The organism is [Clostridium] saccharolyticum WM1 (assembly GCF_000144625.1).
In the GTDB taxonomy this organism is placed as follows: domain Bacteria; phylum Bacillota; class Clostridia; order Lachnospirales; family Lachnospiraceae; genus Lacrimispora; species Lacrimispora saccharolytica.
Genome location: NC_014376.1, coordinates 3259003 through 3281884 on the forward strand (window position 1 = coordinate 3259003; position 22882 = coordinate 3281884).

17 protein-coding genes are annotated in these 22882 nt (G+C 46.5%); 1 reads left to right on the top strand and 16 read right to left on the bottom strand.

The window, feature by feature from the left end:
• Positions 1–225: 225 nt before the first annotated feature.
• The 10 genes from CLOSA_RS15100 to CLOSA_RS15145 all read right to left on the bottom strand — a co-directional run bounded on the left by CLOSA_RS15100 (position 226) and on the right by CLOSA_RS15145 (position 10258).
• Positions 226–1962 carry a class I mannose-6-phosphate isomerase gene (locus CLOSA_RS15100; RefSeq protein WP_013273631.1) on the bottom strand — a complete coding sequence of 579 codons (1737 nt, stop codon included), beginning with the start codon at positions 1960–1962 and terminating at the stop codon, positions 226–228.
• Positions 1953–2501 carry a glucose-6-phosphate isomerase family protein gene (locus CLOSA_RS15105; RefSeq protein ID WP_013273632.1) on the bottom strand — a complete coding sequence of 183 codons (549 nt, stop codon included), beginning with the start codon at positions 2499–2501 and terminating at the stop codon, positions 1953–1955. The genes CLOSA_RS15100 and CLOSA_RS15105 overlap by 10 nt, the downstream gene beginning before the upstream one ends.
• Positions 2498–3274, bottom strand: coding sequence for a glucose-6-phosphate isomerase family protein (locus CLOSA_RS15110; protein WP_041708658.1), 777 nt, complete (start codon positions 3272–3274; stop codon positions 2498–2500). The genes CLOSA_RS15105 and CLOSA_RS15110 overlap by 4 nt, the downstream gene beginning before the upstream one ends.
• A 146-nt stretch (positions 3275–3420) precedes the next feature.
• Entirely contained in the window at positions 3421–4152 is a 732-nt protein-coding gene (locus CLOSA_RS15115) for a GntR family transcriptional regulator (RefSeq protein WP_041709317.1), read from the bottom strand.
• Positions 4153–4292: 140 nt separating this feature from the next.
• The gene (locus tag CLOSA_RS15120) at positions 4293–5105 is read right to left on the bottom strand and encodes a PTS system mannose/fructose/sorbose family transporter subunit IID (protein WP_013273635.1); all 813 of its coding nucleotides are present in this window, start codon (positions 5103–5105) and stop codon (positions 4293–4295) included.
• A gap of 1 nt (position 5106) precedes the next feature.
• Positions 5107–5928: a PTS mannose/fructose/sorbose/N-acetylgalactosamine transporter subunit IIC gene (locus CLOSA_RS15125; RefSeq protein WP_013273636.1), complete on the bottom strand. Its 822-nt coding sequence runs from the start codon at positions 5926–5928 to the stop codon at positions 5107–5109.
• A 27-nt stretch (positions 5929–5955) separates the two neighbouring features.
• Positions 5956–6444, bottom strand: a complete 489-nt coding sequence (locus CLOSA_RS15130) for a PTS system mannose/fructose/N-acetylgalactosamine-transporter subunit IIB (RefSeq protein WP_013273637.1) — start codon at positions 6442–6444, stop codon at positions 5956–5958.
• Positions 6445–6497: 53 nt separating this feature from the next.
• On the bottom strand, positions 6498–6917 hold the full coding sequence (locus CLOSA_RS15135; RefSeq protein WP_013273638.1) for a PTS sugar transporter subunit IIA: 420 nt from the start codon (positions 6915–6917) through the stop codon (positions 6498–6500).
• 440 nt (positions 6918–7357) lie between these two features.
• The gene (locus CLOSA_RS15140; protein ID WP_013273639.1) at positions 7358–8431 is read right to left on the bottom strand and encodes a PTS transporter subunit EIIC; all 1074 of its coding nucleotides are present in this window, start codon (positions 8429–8431) and stop codon (positions 7358–7360) included.
• A 411-nt stretch (positions 8432–8842) separates the two neighbouring features.
• Entirely contained in the window at positions 8843–10258 is a 1416-nt protein-coding gene (locus tag CLOSA_RS15145) for a hypothetical protein (protein WP_013273640.1), read from the bottom strand.
• A gap of 249 nt (positions 10259–10507) precedes the next feature.
• On the opposite strand from CLOSA_RS15145, the gene CLOSA_RS15150 reads away from it, so the two are divergent.
• Positions 10508–15340, top strand: coding sequence for a DUF7601 domain-containing protein (locus tag CLOSA_RS15150; protein WP_013273641.1), 4833 nt, complete (start codon positions 10508–10510; stop codon positions 15338–15340).
• A 146-nt stretch (positions 15341–15486) separates the two neighbouring features.
• Here the strand turns inward: CLOSA_RS15150 and CLOSA_RS15155 are convergent, their stop codons facing one another.
• From CLOSA_RS15155 to CLOSA_RS15180, 6 genes are all read right to left on the bottom strand, one after another.
• Positions 15487–16803, bottom strand: a complete 1317-nt coding sequence (locus CLOSA_RS15155) for an ABC transporter substrate-binding protein (protein WP_013273642.1) — start codon at positions 16801–16803, stop codon at positions 15487–15489.
• 340 nt (positions 16804–17143) lie between these two features.
• Positions 17144–17812: a response regulator transcription factor gene (locus CLOSA_RS15160; RefSeq protein WP_013273643.1), complete on the bottom strand. Its 669-nt coding sequence runs from the start codon at positions 17810–17812 to the stop codon at positions 17144–17146.
• Positions 17805–19118, bottom strand: a complete 1314-nt coding sequence (locus CLOSA_RS15165; protein WP_013273644.1) for a sensor histidine kinase — start codon at positions 19116–19118, stop codon at positions 17805–17807. The genes CLOSA_RS15160 and CLOSA_RS15165 overlap by 8 nt, the downstream gene beginning before the upstream one ends.
• Before the next feature lie 9 nt (positions 19119–19127).
• A complete protein-coding gene (locus tag CLOSA_RS15170) occupies positions 19128–20075 on the bottom strand; it encodes a sugar ABC transporter substrate-binding protein (protein ID WP_013273645.1) in 948 nt (315 codons plus the stop codon).
• Positions 20076–20356: 281 nt separating this feature from the next.
• Entirely contained in the window at positions 20357–21325 is a 969-nt protein-coding gene (locus CLOSA_RS15175; RefSeq protein WP_013273646.1) for an ABC transporter permease, read from the bottom strand.
• 18 nt (positions 21326–21343) lie between these two features.
• Positions 21344–22831 carry a sugar ABC transporter ATP-binding protein gene (locus CLOSA_RS15180; RefSeq protein WP_013273647.1) on the bottom strand — a complete coding sequence of 496 codons (1488 nt, stop codon included), beginning with the start codon at positions 22829–22831 and terminating at the stop codon, positions 21344–21346.
• Between the last annotated feature and the right edge of the window lie 51 nt (positions 22832–22882).

Here is a 22882-nt window from a genome sequence, read left to right on the forward strand (position 1 = left end):
ACGGCTGAATCTTAAATCCGTCAAAAAAAGCTCCCCTTTGCTTTATACCCGTGTTTGGAGCCGGCCAGGCAAAACCTTCCCTCTTGATCTTTTTCATTCTCTCATAATCTCAGCCGCTGAAAAGGTACCCAGAATGCGCTCCAACACTCAGGCCCCCTTCCTCCGTCATCTTAATCGCCGTCCCGAATATCCATGGTCAACAGGCAGATTTTAGCACCGTAAATATTATCTGACATATGCCTTGATCAAACCAATCCTTTCATGCTCCTTTAATGGCCTCACCCGGTATGCACCCACACTGGCCGGCACTATAAATGTTTCCGCATAATGTATCTCATACGGTTCAAAATCTCCAGACGGACTTTCCACCACCGCAGCGGTTCCTTCCACCAGATTCAGCATGTGAACGGTTCCCATGGTATGAAGCACTGCCGGCCGGTTTAACCAGCAGCGCCTGGTTTCAATAAACTCCAGTTCATGAAGTCCTGTATGCTCTTCCAAGTATCCTTCCTCCTCTTTCACCGTATAGCAGGCGTTCACCAGATTTTCCTCCACCCATTTCGTGGTTCTGTCCCACTGGATTACATTCAGCCCATGGTCGATATGGATGGGTCTGGGCTTTCCATCCAGTCCCAAACGTCCCCAGTCCCATAGCTTAAAGGTGAATATGTATGGCGTCGCGCTGATCTCCAATACCATGGCGTTGTTTCCGGAACAGTGGCAGGTACCCGCCGGAATCAGGAAATGATCATGCTTTTTTGCAGGAAAACGGTTGATGTATTTTTCTGCGTCAAAGGCACAATTCCCTTCCTGTGCCGCCTTCAGCGCCCCCATCATCTCATCCTTGTCAATGCCTTCTTTTAGTCCCAGATAGACCGCCGCGTCTTCCTTGGCATCCAGGATATAATAGCTCTCATCCTGTGTATACTGCATACCAAATTGCTTTTTTATATATTCGGTCAGCGGATGTACCTGAAGGCTCAGATTCTGCCCCCCCATGGTATCCAGGAAATCGAACCGGATAGGGAACTCCGCCCCGAACCGGGCGTAAACCTTTTCCCCTAAAAGCTTCCTTGGCTGATATAGTACCAGATCCATGGCGGGAACCTCCACCAACACCCCATTAAAATTAAACAGCAGGCTGTTTTCCTCCGGCACCCCATCAAAGCTCCAGGCATAATTTTCCTTTGAGGTATCCAGGCCGAAGACCTCCTTCATCCATTGCCCTCCCCATACTCCCGGGTCAAAATAGGGCACCGTACGAAACGGCCGGCTGGCAGTTTCTTCCAAAGCCGTCAGAAAAGCCTTGCCGCTTATCATTTTGGGAGCTTCCGATTTATTGGTATCCATCAGATAATCCATACGTTCAAACAACTGCGCCTTGTGTTTGTCGGCTATCCTCCACTCCACAAAAAACCCTCTTTTATACTTTTTCAGAATGTCTTCCTCTCCATTATCCGCCTGATAATTTCCCATGCCCTTCCGGTAGCGAAGCTGGATCTCCCACCTGGCCATATCCAGATAAACCAACAGGTCTCCCTTGGCTACCAAAGATGCTCCGAATCCATAAACAATCGTAAAGCCCTTCGCCTCTGCCACTTCTTCCCTGGTCTCTGATAATTTTACCATGTCCATAAAGTCCAGAATCTCACCTGAATACATCCTTCCGAAAACACGGTCGTCGGTCAGCTGGTATTTTAACTGCTCCAGGATCGTCTTTTCTTCCTTAAAGACTTCTGCCGTCTGCACCAGGCAATCTGCATCCAGCCGGGAAAGGGCAGCCAGCACTTCCTTATCGTCAACCCCGGGATAACAGTCCACAACCATAACAAACGGTTTGTTCTTTATCTTTGATTTTAATTCCTCTATAATTTCCCCGTACCCGTCAAACACCTCATGGTCAAAACCCCGGACCTTGATTTCCGGGTATTTCTCATATTGAGATTTCCTGTCTATATGCATACGATTTCTCCATTCTTTTTGTAAACTCTCACCGGAAACGGATGCTTTTCAACCCATTCATAGTTATGGCCGGCATTGGACGGCCAGCAGGCGCCCACTTTCAGTACCTGGTCTCCGGTATTTACCAGGCGATGAGCCAGTTTTCCATTGACATAATGCAAGGAATTGGGGGAAATCTTTTCCGCCCAGGCATTCCCCTCTATATCCATTAAAAGCAGAAGCCCTTCTCCTGCCAGGCCAAAATAAAATTCCCCGCAGGAGGTATCCTGGTGAATATGCCCCCTGGTAAAATTGAACTCCCCGTTGACACATTCCGGATACATGACCGTCAGCCCCCAGCTTAAGCTTCCCTGCTGAATTTTATCTTCAGCCTCATAGCAATAAACCTCATACATCACCCGCTCCGGGTCCTCTCCTTTATCCGGATTCTCATAAGCCGTCAGGATATCCTTTAACAGCTTCCTGCTTTTCATCACCGGCTTTCCTTCCATCACCCCATTGTAAAAATCATGCACTGCTTTTGGTTCTATGATCATCATGGCTGAAACTCCTCCCATATCTTTTTATAATTCCGGGGCTTTGTTACAAAGGCAAACATTTCTTTATTCTCCTGAAACTGAGTATAGATGGGAATCCCTTTGCAAATCCCAAACTCCGGATACTCCCTTGACTTCCTTTCCACCAGACGTCCCCCCCGGTATGCAGGGTTTTTTCTCCATAAAATATCCTCTTTCTCCACATATGGAAAATAAGCGACACCACCATGGCTCCTCACCGCATCATATTCAAACCCGTAATCCCTGACGCACCACGCCCCAAAGCACATGTTTCTTGACACGTCGGCGTTTACCGTGGCGTGAACCCAGCCAGGGGGCACGATTACCACATCTCCTGCTTTTGCACGGACCGCATAGCAATTACCCGGATCATCTCCCCCAAACTCCTGCATATAGATGATGGCCTCGCCATCCCAGATCTCATAGACCTCCGGCGTGGAATAACCGCAGGAAGGGCTGACTGCATGGATATGGCCCTGGGATCGTACCGGTTCCCTGCCGATGACACCTGCCCCATAGACAACCGCTCCGTAAAGAAGGTTGCGTCTTTCCATATCTTTCTTGTCCTCTTCACATCCCACATCCATGGATATGGCGTATAGCTCCTCCGGTCCGCTGCAGGACGGATCTGCTAAAGATGCCCGGATATCGTCCAGCCGCCGGATCTCAGACACAGGACCAAACACTCCCTCCCCATAGGTAAATCCAATGGGCTGTGTTTGCGGTATTATTTGAAAACCTGGATAAAAATTCATTCTGTTCTCCCCTTTCATCTTTCCAACCCTGATACGCACCGGAAAGAAATGCGTACTTTGGGAACATCTAAATCGGCTTAATAAAAACGGGAGCGCAACAGTACCCACTGCCGCACTCCCATTCTTAGTTATTTGTTTTTGCCAGCTTACTTCTTGATCTCAACGGAGTAAGAATAGCGGTCTCCCCGGTACAGGCTGACGGTATACTCCACCACCTCATCATTCCTGTCATAAGAGGTTCGAATCCTCAGCAGGACCGGTATGGTCTTTTTCATCTCCAACAGCTTCTGGGTATGGCTGTCCGGCATGATGCAACTGAACTTTTCCACGATCTTGACCGGTCTGATATCCATCTCATCCAGCATGGCGTACAGGCTTCCGTAATACAACTCATCATCCATGGGAAGCTGCCTGTTCCTATGAAAATAGGACTGGAAAATGACGATCGGCTTTCCATCCCCGGTTCTCACCCTCTCCAGGCGGTATAATGGGTCATCCGGTTGGATGTGAAACACACCGGCCAGCTTGGCATCCGCCTTAATGACTTCAATATGAGCGTAGCTGGTTCCTGGTTCAATGCCTTTTTCCTTCATCTCATCCGTGAAGCTGTATATTCTGGTAAGGAACTCTTCAATCGTCTTCTGATAGATGACCACCGTTCCTTTCCCTCTGGCGCGCCTTACCAGACCTTCCTTCTCCAACTCCTGGATCGCCTGCCTTGCCGTGATACGGCTTACCTGATACATGTTCTGCAGCTCCGTTTCACTGGGGATGATGGTGTCAAACTCATACTCTTTCTTCAAAATCTTGCTGCGCAGGATATCACTGATCTGTATATATAAGGGTGGTGCGCTTTTCGAAGTATTTAATTTCTCCATTCCTGTCATCTGCCTTTCCAATCCTGCTTCTAAAGTGCTTTTATGCGGATCTCACTTATTAATATGCTATAACATTATAATAAATAATCCCCTTTCACTTGTCAACGTTCACTTGGCAGACTGTTATAAGTTTGCCGTGTTTAGAAAAATCCGACAGCGACTCCTACAATGGAAATAATAACCAGAACGCCCATCACCTTCAGTGCGGACAATTTCTTTTTCGACATCATCCACCAGCATAAAAGAATCATTACCAAGGGCAGCAATTTGGGGAAAATACCGTTTAACACGTCATTTACCACAACCGTTGATTCTGCGTTTCCTGTCTGAATGTTCATAATCGAATTGATGCTTACATAGGATGCCCCCACACCTCCGACCACAATGGCGCCTAACAGGTTAAAAGCCTCACGGATTCTCTGGGAAGCTTCTCCCACAATTAAGTTCACCGATTTGGTGCCCATCTGGTAGCCCTTCATAAAGAGATAATAGCTTGCTGCTGTCACGGAAGTCATAAAGGTCACTATGTAGAAAACCGGGCCAAGAGCGTTTCCTCCTTGGGAAAGGCCGATCGCAATGGACAACAGCAGGGGGACGAACATGCCTGGAACCATGGCATCGCCAATGCCTGCCAAAGGTCCCATAAGCCCCAGCTTAATGCTGTTGATCACCTCATCATCAATATCTGCTCCGTTCGCCCTCTCCTCCTCCAGACCACAGGCAATGCCGTTAACAATGCTGCCGATCTGAGGCTCCGTGTTATAAAATGCACAATGACGTTTTAAAGCTGCTTTCTCCTGTTCCTTGTCGCCGCCGTACAGCTCCTTGATGACCGGTGCCATGGAGTCTGCAAAGGCGAAAGACTCCAGCCATTGAAAGGACATGGAAGATAAATTACCGCACAGCCACCGAAACCAACTTTTTCTTAAGGTGCTCTTGCTGATTTTTTTCATATTACAGTTCCTCCTCTATATCGTCTGCTGCTGCTGAAACCTTGACTGCATTGTCTTTTTGGGTATACAGGAAATAGCTGTATGCGAAGAACGCGCCAAAGATGGCAATGGTAATCATGTTGATGCCCAGAGCTGCAACCAAAGCAAATCCAAACAGGAATCTGACAATCTCGATATTTTTCTTGGTAACCTGTTTTAAAAGAATGGCGACTCCCACTGCCGGAAGCATGCCGCCGATAGCGGTCAGTGCTCTCATAACAAAGGAATCCACCGGGAACACGGCAATGATCTCCGCTGCCAGCCCCTGTCCGAAATACAGGATAGCCACCGTAGGAATGACGCGGTAGCAGAACTGCAGCACCTGGGGTCCTACCCAGTGATTAAAGGACAGCCCTTTGTAATCCCCTTTTTCCGCACATTTCATGGCTCTGGCATTCCAGAAGGAATTCGTCATCATCATAAAATTATGGAAGATGGTTCCGATTGCTCCCACAGCCGTGGCAATGGCCACTGCAGACTCCACGGTTGCATTGGATTTTACTGCCATGATTCCCAATCCTACACCGATGTATGCCGCCGCATTTAAATCCTGAGGCATCTGTCCGCCCGGTGTAACCAGGGCAATATATACCACCTGAACGGCGATCCCCACCATGATACCGGTCTGAACATCCCCCATGATCAGTCCAATCAAAAAACCGGAAATCAAAGGTCTGGAAAGTGTATACCAGCCGCCGGTAAGCCCCAGTGCCCAAGGACAGGACAAGGAACCCAGATACGATAAAATACCGATCATAACTGCCTGTATGATGTTTATCTGCATAATAATATCCCCCTCATATTCATAAGATTAAAGTAGTTTTTGCCTGACATCGCTCCACCGCACCTTTGTAAAGTCAGGAACCAGCTGGAACTCTATCTGATAGCCTGCCTGATGAATCCTCTCATAGCTGGCCATATCTTCCCTTGTGATGTCCGCGTTCTTATTGACCTGGATGGTATTCTGCCTGGCACTTTGCGGCCCTACATTTAAAATCCCGGTATTTACCTTTAAACCGTAGTCCACCAGCAGTTCCGCCATGGTATCAGGCGTTTTGGTAATAACAAAATAATTCTTGCTGCTTGCCACCGCCTCATCCATCTTGGAGCGGAACTTTTCACGGCTCCAAATAAATGTCTTTTTCGTTGATGCTGCCAGCAGCGCGTTCTTAATCACATCATTGGATGCCGCCTTATCATCCACCGCAATGATCCCATCGCAGGGATATTCCGTGGACCAGCGGATAATAATCTGTCCATGAATGATTCTGTCGTCAATTCTGATAAAACTGATTGCCACCCTCAATACCTCCTTTTTATGCTCCCTCAAACCTATGTGAGGTAAACGTTTCACTATAGTTCCTCATCGTCAACTTCCTGCTCCATCTCAAACAGGTGCAGGCTTCCCTGTGCTTCTTTGGCACAGCGCTTCATTGTTTCCCGGCTATTGTCCGCTGATGCAAGAACCAGCAAAAGAAGCGGTAAATTCATTCCCGGAATAACATTGGCCCTGCCTAAGCCCCCCATCTTAGCCAGAAGCTCCAATGTGGTATTATAGGGGGAACCGCCGCTGATATCACAAAGAACCGTCACCGGAGCCTCCCAATTCACCCCCTCAAACAGCCTCTCCAATTCCCCCCGAAATGTCTCAATATCTTTCTCCTCTGTCAGGCAAAGATACGAAACGTCCGGCAGATTACCAAAGACCATTTTCGCGGCATGGTACATCCCCTCCGCCATGGTGCCATGGCTCAGCAAAACAATCTGTTTCATGGCCTTTTCCTCCTTTCCTGTTCATCATAGAACATTATATTGTTGTAACAATATAATATTATAAGCTTATGCGAATGTCAAGATTTTTTTTCATTGGAGGAGATGCTCCTGTATTTTCTATTATACCCTCATATCTTTCCCATGAATCGTTGGTTTTGGACATGGTAATCCTGTGATGGCATCACCGCATTTGTGTCAGGACGTTTCCGGACCGGAAAAGAGAAATTAAGCTTACATGCATAAACCATAGAAGGAGGTTTTGCCGGGCGGGAAAAGATTTACTTCCCAATGAGCGCACGGAGGGGCAGAAAAAAATAGCGTAGCAGATAAAAACTGCTACGCTATAAAGTCTAATTTTAAGGGGTCTGCAAACTTCGTTTGTTTTATGATTGGACCCACGCACCATCGCTTCCTACGTCATATCCAGCCGGGTCCCGTCTTTAAACGGCAGGACCTTCCACTTTCAGGAAAAGCGTCAGTAAAAACGCTGTAATAAAACTAATTAGACAGCTTGCCACAAACAAAACAAATCCCCTGCCCAGAAAAACAGGCAAAGTAATAAGACTTGGAAAAGCGAAGGTCATGGCCTGGGCTCCTGAAAGCCCTGCTACGGCTCCCCCCACACCGCCGCCAATGCAAACTGCGATCATAGGTTTCTTTAACGGCAGATTTACGCCGAACATGGCCGGTTCCGTAACTCCAAAGCAGGCGGACAATACTGCGGACAGGCAAAGGGACCGGAACTTTTTATCCTTGCTTTTCAAACACACTGCAAGTGCCGCACCGGCCTGGGCAAATACCGCCGGCCCGATCAGGGCCAATATGGTATCAGAACCCTTTACAGAAATGTTGTTCATTGCCACAAGCACAAGGCTCCAGTGAAAGCCAAAAATGACCATTGGCTGGATCACTGCTCCTAAAATTGCCCCGGCAGCCACAGGGCTGATCTTATATACGAATTCATAAGCGGCAGCCACGCCGTCTCCTATTACATTTCCTATAGGTCCGAATAGAAATAAGGTAACCAGTCCAACTGCCACAATGCAGATGAGCGGTGCAAAAAAACTTTTGATTAAATCCGGCAATATTTTATATACCAGACGTTCTACATATACAAGCAGCCCCACCGCAAGAATAATGGGGATCACGCCGTTATGATAGATGACCGCATTTATTGGGATTCCTGCAAAAAGGATGTGAGTACCTGACTCAAATACGGATGTTAAGGAAGGATACAAAAGCACTCCTCCGATGACCACAGCAGTAAACGGATCTGCACCAAATTTTTTAGCTGCTGTAAATGCCAGAACCATGGGCAGGAAATAAAACAGGCTGTCTGCCATGGCATTCAGCACCAAATAGGTCTCACTTGATCCCGGCACTATATTTGATGCTGTGAGAATGGCCAATATGCCTTTTAATATTCCGGCTGAGCTTAACAAGTTGATAATTGGCTGAAAAATTCCGGAAATCCCATCGATCACAATATTGATTAAAGACTTTTTTTCTTTCATGTTTCCTCTCTCCTAAGGTGAAGCGTTCTAAGCAAAACCAACATTTGCCGCTTCTGCCATTGTATCATATTTTACATCATTTTCCATATGTAATTTCACCGGATCATTCTCTTAGAACCGGTGCAGGTCACCACGGAATCTGCTGCAGACTGCCACACAGAAAATTCGATTTTCCTGTGCTTTTCCGGCCGTTTGGGGATCCGGCTGGTTACCCCCGGAACCCACTTTGTACCGGATATGGCAGTTATGTAGGGGAAATCCTAAAAAAATAACCGGACGGTAATCCATTTGTCCGGGTTAGTATAAAGGGAGCCACAGGCGTTAAAGAAATGATATCCGCAGTTTTGAAAGTCCTTTTTAACGGAAAACCACGGATTCCTTTCCCTTGGTTATAAAATTATTAAAGCCATTTTATTTGACAAATCCGCTAAAGTGCCTGGTCATCTCAGAAAGGTAAGACTCCCATAGATCGGGGCTGAAGTCCAGGATCTTCCTAGTGTCTGCTGATGTATCCCTGCTTAAAAATTCATTGAACAGATTTGTTTCAAAAAAATGAATTTTTTCAGATTTATAATCATGATCAATCATATAAATCAGGTTCATCCCCTGCAGACAGAATACTGCCGATTTCGGCTGCTCACTGTTCACGATCCTGATCTTGTCTGTACTTTTATCGTTGATAAAGGAATTAAACCTTTTCAGATATGAAATCCTTTCCTCCGGAGGAATATCCACAGCACCAAAGAGAGGAACAATGGCTTTTCCCGTGGAACAAAAACCAAGCATCGCATCTACGGTTACATAAAAAACAGTTTCCCTATCCAGGATGCTGTGAAAAAGTTCCAGAACAACTCTTTTAGCCACCGCACTGCCCTCCGCCGCTGCAATATCCTTTTCTTCAACCAAATAGCCGATGGATATAAAATTATATACGGCCTCTACATGTCTGTTCTTCAGCCGGGAAAGAATCGTAGGATCCGTATCCAAAGCTGCCGCCGCCTCTCTTCCGCTGTAACTGATTTTCTTAGCTTCCTTCCTCATGAGCGAATTGAAGAAAACGTTTAAGTAGCCCTTATGACTGACAAAGGTCATAAGAGGCATTCCATCCAGCTGCTGGCTGAATATCATCAGAAACCGCCCTTTTAAAAGCAAAAACGAACTGTTCATTTCTTTTTCAATTTTCCATAAATTAAAATCCACATATTCCTCCGCCCTGACGATGGACGATAAAAGGTTGATATTATCATCTTTTGATGAAGCCTCCATAGAGGATAAATCAAAAAAATGGTTAAAAACTGATTTATTCTGCTTCTGCCGGTTTAAAATTTTTATCCGGCAAAAAATATCCGAATAAGACTGGTCAAAAAAAGGGAGTGAGCTGTAAAACTCAAGGGGACTGCCTTGGTTCTCCATCATGCAATCGGACAAAAGCACACAAAACATGTTCAGGATGGTTTTTTTTCCAAGAAAGCTTGCTTCCCTGTCAGGATGGCTTAAATTTCCATTATTCTCCTCGTCGGAGTCCTTATCAAAAGCATTTTCTATGGCGCAGGCCAAAAACATTTCCAGTTCATATCTGGAACTGAAATCATAGATTACAGGAAACATATGCATAAATTTCAAATAACAGTCGTGTCCATACAATGCTTCGGCAAAATACGAGGCAGCCTGCCGGCAAAATGTTCTTTTTTCTTTCAGAAAAGGCAGTCTTCCACCTTTTAATATCTTACTTAATCCGCTTGGTGTCATGTTCATGCTGATGGCAAAATCTGTCTTCGGCGTCTGTGCAATATCAATCAGATCCTCCAGCAACTTACCGGTTTTCATTTGTTGTTCCCCCTAATATTTCTATTCCTGGAAAATATTGTAACACGATTTTTTATTTTTGTCTATTTTCGTGTAACTTTTTTACTGCATTTTCAAGCAGCAGAAAATGCTATCCTATATAATCATTATAGAATTCTTTTTGCTGAAACAGAATCAGTCAGCAAAGGAATTTCTTTCAATATAAAGCCGTAATTTTCAGGCATACACCTGAATTTAAAGGAAAGGCACTGACAAAAGGAGGAATGAGAATTGATAAAGAAGAAGCAAAGAAGGCTGGTAAGCTGGCTGATGGTACTGATGATCGTTTTACATGTATTTTCACCGTTTCAACATGTATGGGCCGAGGGGCTTGATGCAAAGGAAGACCGCGTGATCGAGATCAGTAACCATGATAATGTCGCTTCCGGCAGTCAGGCAAACAAGCCGGAGCCTTCCGCAGAGGAGGAAACCGGTGTTCCGGAAGATCATAGCGGATTCGAGGAAGGCCAGACAGAAGAACCTGCTGCTGCCACAGATTCCAATGCTTCCAATCCTTCCGGCAGCGTAAGCCTGCTGCCGGTTCCTGAACTGCTGGAGGCAGCAGCTCTGGCCGGGGCAAAGGATGTAACAGGATTGCTCAAGGATCTGAACATATCAGTCACACAAAATGGCTTACCGGTTACAGAAATAACCGCAGGACAGAATTTTACTGTGGATGGTTCTTTTAAAGTACCGGTAGAAGGAGATGGCATAAGCGATCCTGATCAATACGTCAGCTTTGGCGACTTCGCAGTCCTGCAGCTGGATCAATCCGTTACTGTGATCGGTTCTGTAGATTTTGATTTGATGTTCGACGGAGATAAGGTAGGAACCCTTAGCTTTACTGCCGGTTCAACAGAGGTAACGATTGTATTTGATGGAGAGGTGCTTAATGAACCAGGCATAACAAACGTTAACTGTGATTTTGGCATCACCATGAAATACACCGGTACAGACGTTACGGAAGAAAATCCGAGAGACAATGTCTGGATCTTAGGCAAGCAGTTTACAGTCAAAGCGGCGGAGGTTCCAATTACCCAGACCCAGACAAAAAGCGGCAAGCTTTCTGATGACAAGACACAAATTGAATGGACGGTTACCGTAAATGCGAAAAAAAGCGGTGACATTTCTTTATTGGGCTATGAATTCCAGGATAATTTAACAAATATTGGGGAGTACGTGGAAGATACCTTCAAGGTCAATGGAATTGAGCCGTCTCCAAAGGTCATTCCTGATGCAGATAACGTACTTTCTTATGTGTTTGGAGATGTAAAAGGAGAACAAGTCGTCACCTTCCGCACAAAAATTCCTGCGGATACGCTCATTACCGGCGGTATCATAAAAAATACCGCAAAGTTCGGAAAGGATACACTGATCCATACAAATACAGCGCAAATCTCCATTCAGAAAAAAACGCTGATTGAAAAAAGCGGAGTTGCCGGAGACGGGTTAAGCGGAGGTACCTATGATCCTAGCAACCGCACCATCACATGGACGATCACTGTTAACCAGGATCAGATCCCCTTACAGGATCTGACCATCACGGATCAGCTGCCCACCAGCCCGGCCGGTTTAAGCTGGAAATCAGCGAAGTGGGAATATGAATCAGCAGCAGACACATGGGATGAACTGACCGCAGGCGGCGGGCTTACTGATGTGCCTTCCTATGGGGCGGAACCTTTGGGCGGAGCATATAAGCTGACCGGAACTACCAGTAAAAAAGTGCGGCTGACGATCGTATGTGATGTCGCAAATGATGCCTTTGTGGGCACTGTAAAGAACTACCATAACACTGCATCACTGACATGGACCGGCAAACCCGGCGGAAATTTTACCGATTCCGCTGATGTAGGCATTGGCATTGACGGCCTTACAAAAGGCTATGTAGAAACAGATTATGCCAGCCGTCAAATCCAATGGACAGCAACCGTAGACTTAAAAAACCAGACAGGATTTACCAGCAAAAACGACATCAGGGTATACGACTTGTTGATTTACGGTCAATCCGGAACCTTTGACAAGAGTGCCAGTAATCTGGAATCACTGCTTCCGGTTAATTTTGATCTTACAAACCTTATACCAAAATACGGCCAGAAAGTCATTGATAACAGCTGGCCAGCCGGCCTCACCTACCATACAGAGCCCGTTACCGTAAACGGCGGCCGGGTTGGCGACCTTCTTGTTGTCGAAGGCTTTGATACCGATAAGGCATATACCTTTACCTTTAAAACCCAGGTTCTTGACCCAAACATTTATGCGGCAAATGCAGACCGAACGATTGACAACACTGCTTCCCTTTATTACGGGGCCATCTATCTGGATAGCGGCAATGCTGCAACTACCTATAAAAGCAGCGTATTAAGCAAACAGGTATATCAGTCAGGAACCAGTGCTGTGGGGAATAGCGGAAATGCTTTTAATCCCCTGGATAAGACAGCAGTATTCCGCCTGAATATTAATGGAGACGGTCATGACCTGACCGGTGCGGCTACCGCAAACGGAACACTCGGCAGGGTGACTGTGACAGATACATTGCCGGATGGCTGGTCCTTTGTGGACTTTGATCCCGGTGTAACATACCAGATCTATACCAGCATCGGCAACAATCCGGTGGCGGATCCCTCAGACATTCTGGAAAGCGCTGCTATATCCGGCACAAACGCATCGTTTGTATTTAAGAAGCTGGAAAAGGCTTACTACATTTTAGTAAAGGCAAAGCTTTCCGATGAAAAGTATATGGAATACTTAAAGACTTCCTATGCCAATGGAAAATCCGATTCCTACCAGACAGCAACCAACAATGTGACGCTGACTGCAGAAGGAGACACTGGCTGGAATCCCACAAAAACAGCAACGGTTTTCATACCTACCCAATTTCTTGTAAAAAATATAAACACAGGCAAGAATCCGCTTGAGTGGACTATCAAGTTCAATCCTTATGATTTACCGGGCTTTTCGAATATTAAAATTACGGATACAATTCCCGAAGGGCTTGAGCTTCCCTTTGAACGGAACGGCTCCCTGGATCTTACCGCTTTTACCATCACAGAGTTTGACCATATGGTAAACGGGACATTCCCTGCCTCAGGAGGAACGGTTCTGACGCTCCAGCAGCTGCAGGAAAGACTTTCCTATGATAAGGCTTCCCGGGAGCTGTCCTTTACACTCACAGACGGCAAGCTGTATCAAATCGTTTATACCACCGAAGTAACCGGCAATGTCGGCAACAATTTAAAGAATCAGGTTAAAGTAACAGGCAGCTCGATCGACGGTACAGGCACCAATGCTTCCTACCAGGTAGATAGTTCCCATGCCAGTGCCACTCTGGAACGGAACGGCTACCTGGACATCCGCAAGGTCAATGCCCAGAATCAGATCATTCATGGCGCAGTGTTTACCTTATATACGGATAAGGAGCTGCAAGACCCGGTCCGTACCAGTACTGTACGTCCCGACGGGACCCTGCGGATCCTTCCCATCCCTGCGCCAAAAGCTTACGGCGATCCTGCGTTTACCTACTATTTAAAGGAAACTAAGGTTCCTGATACCTATGAATCAGACGATATGGTTTATGTTGTGACAGTTGAAAAGAATGCAGGCAACAAGGTCGTCACTGCAGTGGCAGGTAAATCAGCAGGAGCAGTTCTTACTGTAGTGAACTATCAGCCAGACACCGTGGGGAATCTGACCATCCGAAAGACAGTTGACGGCAATGGGGGGGACACCGGCAAAGATTTTAACTTTACCATTCAGCTAACAGGAACAAATGTTGACGGTACTTATAATTACATTGGGTCCGGCAATAAGGAAAACGGGCAGCTTACTATAACAGGCGGCCTAGGAACCATTCAGCTTAAGCACAAGGAAAGCATTACGATCACCGGACTTCCAAAGGATACCTCCTATCTGGTAACCGAAGACAGCTATTCCGCTGATGGATATCAGTCGGAAGGCACCGGCACTTCCGGTACCATCAAAGCGGATCAGGTGCATATGGCCGAATTTACTAATACAAAGTTCCTGCCCGGAAGACTGACTATCAAAAAAACAGTGGCAGGAAACAGCGGGGAAACCGGTCCCTTTGATTTCACGGTAAGCTTTCAGAAACCGGATGGAGCAGCAGATAATAACTTTTATAGTTTTACCGGTACTGGAGGAATCCCAAACGGTACCATTCAAAGCGGCGGTACTGTTTCCCTATCCGGCGGGCAGAGTGTCACTATTACCGGACTGCCAAAGGATACCTCCTATTCTGTAACCGAAAATGATTATTCCGCAAACGGATATTCTACTGCCTCTACCGGCTCATCCGGCATTGTCAGGACAGACGAGGAGCAGACAGCTTCCTTTGTCAATACAAAGACCATGCCCGGCAGCCTGACCATCAGCAAAACTGTTGCAGGAACAAGTACCACAAAGAAATTTGATTTTAAGGTGATCTTTACTAAGCCAGACAAAACAGTTGATACGGCCCCATACAAATTCACCGGAAGGGGAGAATTTCCAACCGATGAAATCAGGAGCGGTGATACAATTTCTCTCGCTGACGGGGAGAATATCACCATTACCGGACTGCCTGACGGCACCGGATATCAGGTGACAGAAGCTGATTATTCTTCTGAAAGGTACACCACAGCCAAAACAGGGGACATTGGAACGATTGATACACTTAAGACATCGGTTGCCGCATTTACCAACACCTACCGAAGATCCTCAAGCGGCGGCGGTGGCGGTGGCGGCGGTGAACCCAAACCCCAGCAGCCGGCTCCCACAACCCCGGCCGGACCAGGCGTACCAACCCCGGCACCATCCCTAACCCCGGCACCATCCCCAACGCTAAAACCCAGAGAGGAAATGACTCCCCAGGAACTGTATGACGTTTACGGTGAAGTGCCACTAGGATACTTGATAGGCGTGGATGGGCAGCTTATCCCTCTTGGCCTTCCAAAAACCGGCGATGACAGAGCCGGCGGAATCGTAATTTACGGCCTGCTCTGCATCTCGGTGCTTTTAGGTATGGCAGCTTGTGAAAGCCTGCTGCGGAAAAAGTTTACTGGCAATTAACCGCTGAAGCAGCTGTAAAAAGCATGCTGGTGAAATAAAAACAAGATAAAAATAAGATAAAACGGTCAGGCGAATAGGGATCCCCCTCTCGTCTGACCGTCTTTCCTTCCATTATCAATGAATTACCCGCCACCCCGGCCTTTCCTTTATTTCTGCTGCTGCAAAAACTTGCTGACCGTCCTCTGAAATATTTTCATGCTGCTGTCAACGTTTTTATTCTCCTGTAAGATCTTGGATACCTCTCCATCAGCCAGATTCATAACCTGCTGGTACTGCAGAAGCTTAGGCTCAATGATGCCGTCCTCTATAACATTATACAGCAGAGTACTGCTGATTACCTGTTCCCCCTCATCCATATCTTCCTGTATGATATTCGCCCCCTCTTTAGAGGATGCCACGCTTTTTAAAGCAGGAACTCCCTGGGAATAGAGGAACACATCCATCTGCATTTCTTCCGTATAAGTCAGCTGCTTTAAAAATTCCCAGGCCAGCTTATCATGCTTAGTCTTACTGTTGATCCCCATCAAAAGGGCATCCACCTTAGATATGTTTTCCCCTTCCCTTCCGGAAGGAAAGGTGATGCAGTCCCATTGAAACCTTGTGTATTTTTTGATCCGGTAGGGATAGGTCTTATAGGTCCGGTATTCTGCAAAGGTCAAAGGCATGAAGGCTACTCTTCCTTCATTAAAATCTTCCTGAGTAACACTCTGTCCCTGATTTAAGTCATTGAGCCGCTTGATATATTTAATGGCATCCAGCACCCGGCTGTCTGTAAAGGAAAGCTGGTCCTGGTTTTCGTCATACAGTTTTCCCCCGCTGGTGTAAAAGGCATCCCGCCAGCTATAATTATAAGTACCAAACTGATCCAGAAGTCCATCCTTATCCGTATCCTTTGTCACCTTCCTGCAGATTTCATTCATATCTTCCCAGGTCCAGTCCTCCTTAGGCATCGGGATCCTCTCCTTTGCCAACAGGGACTTGTTTACAAACATGAGAGTCGGGACCGTCTCATAGGGAAGGGCATACTGGCGCCCGTTGCGCCGGCCAGTATTTAAGGCCGTGGTAAAAAAATCCTCTTTCTGAAACCCGGCATCTTCTGACATCATTTCGTCTAAATCCTTCATTACTCCCAGGGAAGTAAACTTGTCAAAGTCCGAATCCAGAATCATGAACACATCCGGCATCTTCCCCTCCAAAAGCTTTCGGGCACACCATTCGGAGTAGTCCTCTTTTGCGATTCCGCTGTAGTAATGGATCTTCACATTCGGATGTGACTCTTCAAAACGCATGATTGCCTTGTCTATGATCTTAAAGCTGTTGGCACTGGCCACATCCCAGTTGCTTCCCGTGAACATACCGAATTCCAGAACCGTTTCCTTTTGCTGACCATGGTAAATCACCGCCGCTGCTACCAGGGCAGCTAAGGCGGTACTGATGCAAAGGCGTTTTCTCCAATTCCTCATTCCTGGTTCCCCTTTGTCTATATTTATATGGTTTTACTGTTTTATTGTATTTATTGTATTTATTGTATTTATCGTATTAATTGTCTTTATTATCTATATTGTATTTATTGTAATTATATTTTTTATCGTCTTTATCGTCTTTATTCTTATGGTCTTAATATTTATTATCTTAGTCTTTATCGTCTTTCTCTTATTATCTTTGTCCTTATTCTCTTTGCCTTTATTGTCTTTGTCCTTATTGGATAGCCTTTATTGTTTTTGTCCTTATTATCTTTTTACTTATTTTCTTTGTCTTTATTTACTTTTTCAATTTCCTACTGCTCTTCTGCTTTCTTCTTCATTAAGTCTCTACCCGCTTCCTTACGTTGGTCTGTACCGCCCATATGGCAAGCTGGGTCCTGTCCCTTAAATCCAGCTTGTTCAAGATGGTGCTCAAATAATTGCGGACCGTTCCTTCGGAAAGATTCAAGTTCTTTGCTATCTCCTTATTGCTGGCCCCCTTCTCCACCTGGGCAATGATCTTCCATTCGGTTCTGGTCAGTTCCTCCATGTCCTTTTCCCTGACGGATATGGTATCATCTGCCTGAGCCATCTGAGAAAAGAATCGCAGCACCTTTGCCGCAATGTCCGGATTGATCATGGCCCAGCCATTGTAAACCGTGGTTATTGCACCTACCAGCTCGTCCATGGAAACACCTTTTAGCATATAGCCGCTGGCTCCGTATTTTAAAGCGTTATACACGTATTCATCATCATCAAAGGTAGTCAGAATGATGATCTTGATCTGGGGATAGCTTTCCTTGATGATCTTTGTGCACTGCACTCCGTCCATCTTGGGCATCCGCACATCCATTAAGATCACATCCGGCACATTCTTTCTCACGCACCGGATCACCTCCTGGCCGTCTGCGGCCACATCAGTCACTGTCATGTCCTGCCTGCTGTTTAACACGATCTGCAGGCTCTGGCGGATCAACTCCTGATCATCTGCGATCAATACTTTAATCATAGGTCTCCCCCCTTCGTATTGGTATCCTGGCGTTGACGATAAACCCATTGCTTCCATCAAAAGTCACAGCCCCGTTTAACATTCTGATCCGTTCTTTCATGTGCTTTGTTCCGAAGCCGTTTTTCATTTCCTCACAGCCGATTCCGTTGTCCTTAATCTGGATCAGAATATCCTGATTCTCTCTTTTTATGGTGATCCATATCTCCCTGGCGTGTCCGTGGCGTATGGCATTGGTGATCCCTTCCTGAACAACCCTGTAAATGGCATTTTCCTCATCCTCATCAAATTTTAAGTTCTGGACCCTGCAGTCAAAATAAACCCTTGTTTCCGAAACCGCATTAATATCCGTGACCATCTTATTAATGGCATAATCCAGGCTGAAGCGTTCCAGGGCATCAGGCCTTAATTCGCTGACCGAACGGCGGATATCCTTTATCCCATCCCTGGTAACCTTGGAAATCAGTTCCAGCTGCTTCCTTGTCTGGTCCGGCGAAGTCCCTATGATGGCAAGGCAGGCATCAATCCCCGCTGCAATCCCTGTAAGGGTATGCCCCAGGGTGTCATGGATCTCTCTGGCCAGACGGTTCCTCTCCCTTGTCTCAGCCATTTTTTCTGCCATTAGGGAATATTTTTGAAGCTGCTCGTTAACCTCCTGAAGCTTTTCATTAAGACCATGGATCTCATCTAAATTTCCCTGCTGTTCGTTGATGATGTTGACACAATACACAACAAACAGAATAACATTTAAGGATATTAAAATATTGTACACACTTAAAAGGTACTGCTGGACCGAAGCGCTGTAATAGGATATATAATCCTGGATGGAATACAGGCGGTAGGAAATAGACAAAAGCTCATAATCAGCAAGTATAAAGCTTCCGATGGCAACAGCAGCCAGGATATACCTGGATTTTCCGTTCTTCACATACATGATGACGTTGGAAAATACCAGAAGAAGGATCCCGTTATAATTAAAGTTTAAAAGAATGATGATCCCAAAGCAAATGGCGAAATCCGCCACCAGGCTGGTAAGGACAACCTTGCTGTTATTGGGAAACAATCGGTCCCGGATCACCATACTTAAGGTCAGCAGTCCCAATAAAAGGGCGCAGAGCCAGATCTTTGCAAAGGGATACCAGACAACGGCCTGGATCTCATTTAAGAATTCTCTTGCTGCATAGGCTCTGCGGATTTTTTCAATTGTCCAGTAAATAAAAATGCTGAGCCCCATGACTGATATCATGTTCAATGCCAGGATTCCTACCTGAAGAAGGCGGATCCCTCCGTTATATTTTTTCGTCTCCATGTCCCCTACCTACTGCCAGCCGTCAATTTCGTAATGATTGAGATTATCCCTTGTGATCAGAGTACTGGGCAGGCTGATGTATTTTTCCACTGTTTCCCCTGCCAGATACCGGTATGCCGTTTCAGCCGCAACCCTGCCGATGGACTTGGGACTTTGAGCGCTGGTCCCCGTCACATAGCCCATATCCAGAATGGCCTTGAAATCCGGGGAACCGTCGATCCCATAGATCAGTACCCCCTCCTCCTTTCTGGCCTGCTGCAAGGCTGCCAGAGCACCAAGTGCCGTAGGATCATTGCCCCCCAGGATCACGTCAAAATCAATGTTTGCCCTAAGAATTTCTTCCATTACCTTGGAGGATACCTCAATTTCCCCGCCAGCCGCATGGCGGTACACCACCCGGTAGCTGTCATTGCCTGCGATGGCATCGGTAAAGCCCTGGGCACGGTAGGTGATGGACATTTGTATGGGATTGTCCAGAATTATGATATTTGCAGATTTCTTCCGCTTCATCATATCCAGGGCACAAAGCTGCCCTGCCTGGTAATTATCCGTCTCTATGATGGATACGACCGAATCCCTGTCCTTTACTACGGTATCCACATTGATGACTGCAACCCCTGCCTCTTTGCATGCGTCAAGGGCCGGAGAAACCGCCTCCCAATCCACAGGGTTTAAAAACAGCATGCAGATTCCCTCATCGATCAGCTCCAGAATCTGTTCATTCTGTTTCTCCTGGTCCTGAAGAGGGTCTCTGGTGAGAAGAATATCCCCGTTAGCCTCTACCACCTCTTCGATCCCCTGATTCAGCACATCAAAATAGGGGTTATTCCTGGTCATATAGGTAGCCCCGAAAAGAAGGGTTTCATGCTGCTTTGGTCCCCCCTCCTTCCCCTGGCAGCCGGTCAGCAGAGCCAATATCCCTATGACCAGAAAGAATGATCCTGTTCTCACCTTCATGATTTTCACTCTCCAACTTTTCTTCGTTCTCTAACAAGCTCTTCTTTGCTCTCTTGCGCTCATTATATCATGAACCTCCGGTTCCTGACCGGCATTTGCCGTTCGCGCAGATGAGCAAGCTCTTCTCCGCTCTCTTGCGCTCATTATATCATGAACCTCCGGTTCCTGATCGGCATTTGCCGTTCGCGCAGATGAGCAAGCTCTTCTCCGCTCTCTTGCGCTCATTATATCACAAAAAGCGTCTCTCTGTTCAGGAAACGCTTTTTTGCAAGGATGTAATTTTAATCCTTTTTTTTGTTTCTCAGATAATCAATAAACACTGCCAGAAGAATGACGATGCCCTTTACCACATACTGCCAGAAGGAATTGACATTCATTAAGTTTAAACCGTTGTTTAGGACACCGATGATCAGGCCCCCGATAATGGTTCCGCCGATTTTACCGGAACCGCCTGCCATGGATGTGCCTCCGACCACCACCGCTGCAATGGCATCCATTTCTGCGCCGTCTCCTGCCGTAGGCTGCCCGGAGTACATACGGGAAGCCAATACCACACCGGCAAGGCCGGCCATGATGCCGGAATAGGTATGTACCAGCAGTTTTACTCTGGCCGTACTGATGCCGGAGAATTTCGCCGCCTGGGAATTGCCGCCCACCGCGTAAATGTGCCGGCCCAGCTTTGTTTTATTCATAATGATTGCCGTTATGAGAAGAACAAATACCAGAAGTATGACAGGCGTGGGAATTCCTCCGATGTAGCCTGCGCCAAGAAACTGCCATGCCTTGGTAACCACCCGCACCGGTGAGCCGCCGGTATATACATAGGCCAGGCCTTTGGCAACATTCATGGTGGCAAGAGTCACAATGAAAGGTGGAATGGTTGTCTTGGAAATGACCACGCCGTTCATCATTCCCACTGCCATGCCGATGAGTACGCCGATGATGATGGCTGCAAATATGGGAAGGTTATAGCGGGCCACACAGCCTGCTGCCACACAGCCGGACAAAGCAATGATCGACCCTACGGAAAGATCTATGCCCCCCAAAATGATGACCATGGTCATGCCGCAGGCAAGAAACAGGTTTGATGAAATCTGCCTCAGGACGTTGAATATATTCTTATGGGTCAGAAAGGCACCGCTGGTTTTTGGAAATACGGATAAGAAAATGCATAAGATCAGCAATGCCCCGATAATACCGATATTGTCTTTCAAATATTGTTTCATATTTTTTTGAAGTCTTGTTGTCATTTGATTTTCCCCTCTTTCCTACTTTGCAGCCAGCTTCATAATCTGCTCCTGGGTGATGCATTCCTCATGGCTGAAACAGCCTGTGACCCTGCCGTCACACATAACATAAACACGATCGCTCATGTTTAAGATTTCCGGCAGCTCGGAGGAAATCATGATGATAGACATCCCATCCTTTACCAGTTCATTCATGATGCCGTAGATCTCTGATTTTGCCCCTACATCCACGCCTCTGGTGGGTTCGTCAAGGATCAGAATCTTGGGAGAAGTGGCAAGCCATCTGCCGATCATGACCTTTTGCTGGTTACCGCCGGATAAGTTTCCGATTAACTGCTCCTGGGAAGGCGTCCTGGTATCCATCATTTCAATATATTCCTGAGCGATCTTCTCTTCCTTGCTGGCATCCACCCAGATTCCTTTTATAAAAGATTTAAGCACTTCAATGGTAGAGTTAAAACGGACCGACTGTACCTTATAAAGCCCCTCCTGCTTTCTGTCCTCCGGCACCAGGGCGATTCCGTATTTCATGGCATCCACAGGGGATTTGATCTTCACTTCCCTGCCTTCCACAAAAATCTCTCCCGTAGATCCGGGAATAAGGCCGAAGATGCATTTCATGGCTTCACTGCGCCCTGCTCCCACAAGTCCTGCAAATCCAATGATTTCACCTTTACGCAGCTCAAAACTGGCTCCCTTTACCATCTTTCCGTCTGCAATATTTTCACATTTTAATACCACTTCTCCTGGTTTTAGATAATCACGGGTATAATACTTGGTCAGTTCCCGGCCCACCATCATGGCAATCAGCTTATCTCTGGTGGTATTCTTAACCACTTCTGTTCCTACAAATGTACCATCCCGCAATACGGTCACTCTGTCGCAGATCTGCTCCAGTTCGTCCATTTTGTGGGAAATATAAATGATTCCTACGCCTTTCTTTGTCAGTGCCCGCATGGTTTCAAACAGAAATTCCACTTCTTTGTCAGAAATTGAGGATGTAGGCTCATCCATGACCAGAATCCTGGAATTGTAAGAGATGGCCTTGACGATCTCCACCATCTGCTGCTGGGCGATGGTTAAATCTTTCACCAATGCCTCTGCATCAATGTTCATATGATAGGCATCCAGTAATTTTTTGGCTTCCTTTTCCATGGCATCGTGATTGATCCAGCCGCCCCTTCCAGGTTCCCTTCCCAGAAAGATATTCTCCGCTACCGTCATATGAGGAACCAGTACCAGCTCCTGATGGATGATGGAGATGCCATTTGCATGGGAAGCATTAACCCCGTCAATGATCACCTTCTGGCCATCAATGAAAACTTCCCCCTCTTCCGCTATGTAAATGCCGCCTAAAACCTTTATTAACGTTGACTTGCCGGCTCCGTTCTCCCCAAGAAGCGCATGGACCTCACCGGTACGGAGTTCTAAATCCACTCCCTGGAGTGCTTTTACTCCCGGAAAGGATTTATGGATATTTTTCATCTGAAGCAGTGTCTTTTCGCTCATAAACTCACCTGCCTGTTCTCACTTTTGCTTTGCCTTCTGGGATTTTACCGT

Excerpts from the sequence above, each read along its gene's own strand:
- CLOSA_RS15155 (WP_013273642.1), bottom strand. The coding sequence starts at position 16,803 with ATGAGGAATTGGAGAAAACGCCTTTGCATCAGTACCGCCTTAGCTGCC.
- CLOSA_RS15125 (WP_013273636.1), bottom strand. The coding sequence starts at position 5,928 with ATGCAGATAAACATCATACAGGCAGTTATGATCGGTATTTTATCGTAT.
- CLOSA_RS15100 (WP_013273631.1), bottom strand. The coding sequence starts at position 1,962 with ATGCATATAGACAGGAAATCTCAATATGAGAAATACCCGGAAATCAAG.
- CLOSA_RS15110 (WP_041708658.1), bottom strand. The coding sequence starts at position 3,274 with ATGAATTTTTATCCAGGTTTTCAAATAATACCGCAAACACAGCCCATT.
- CLOSA_RS15105 (WP_013273632.1), bottom strand. The coding sequence starts at position 2,501 with ATGATGATCATAGAACCAAAAGCAGTGCATGATTTTTACAATGGGGTG.
- CLOSA_RS15135 (WP_013273638.1), bottom strand. The coding sequence starts at position 6,917 with ATGAAACAGATTGTTTTGCTGAGCCATGGCACCATGGCGGAGGGGATG.
- CLOSA_RS15120 (WP_013273635.1), bottom strand. The coding sequence starts at position 5,105 with ATGAAAAAAATCAGCAAGAGCACCTTAAGAAAAAGTTGGTTTCGGTGG.
- CLOSA_RS15175 (WP_013273646.1), bottom strand. The coding sequence starts at position 21,325 with ATGACAACAAGACTTCAAAAAAATATGAAACAATATTTGAAAGACAAT.
- CLOSA_RS15140 (WP_013273639.1), bottom strand. The coding sequence starts at position 8,431 with ATGAAAGAAAAAAAGTCTTTAATCAATATTGTGATCGATGGGATTTCC.
- CLOSA_RS15170 (WP_013273645.1), bottom strand. The coding sequence starts at position 20,075 with ATGAAGGTGAGAACAGGATCATTCTTTCTGGTCATAGGGATATTGGCT.
- CLOSA_RS15145 (WP_013273640.1), bottom strand. The coding sequence starts at position 10,258 with ATGAAAACCGGTAAGTTGCTGGAGGATCTGATTGATATTGCACAGACG.
- CLOSA_RS15180 (WP_013273647.1), bottom strand. The coding sequence starts at position 22,831 with ATGAGCGAAAAGACACTGCTTCAGATGAAAAATATCCATAAATCCTTT.
- CLOSA_RS15160 (WP_013273643.1), bottom strand. The coding sequence starts at position 17,812 with ATGATTAAAGTATTGATCGCAGATGATCAGGAGTTGATCCGCCAGAGC.
- CLOSA_RS15165 (WP_013273644.1), bottom strand. The coding sequence starts at position 19,118 with ATGGAGACGAAAAAATATAACGGAGGGATCCGCCTTCTTCAGGTAGGA.
- CLOSA_RS15115 (WP_041709317.1), bottom strand. The coding sequence starts at position 4,152 with ATGGAGAAATTAAATACTTCGAAAAGCGCACCACCCTTATATATACAG.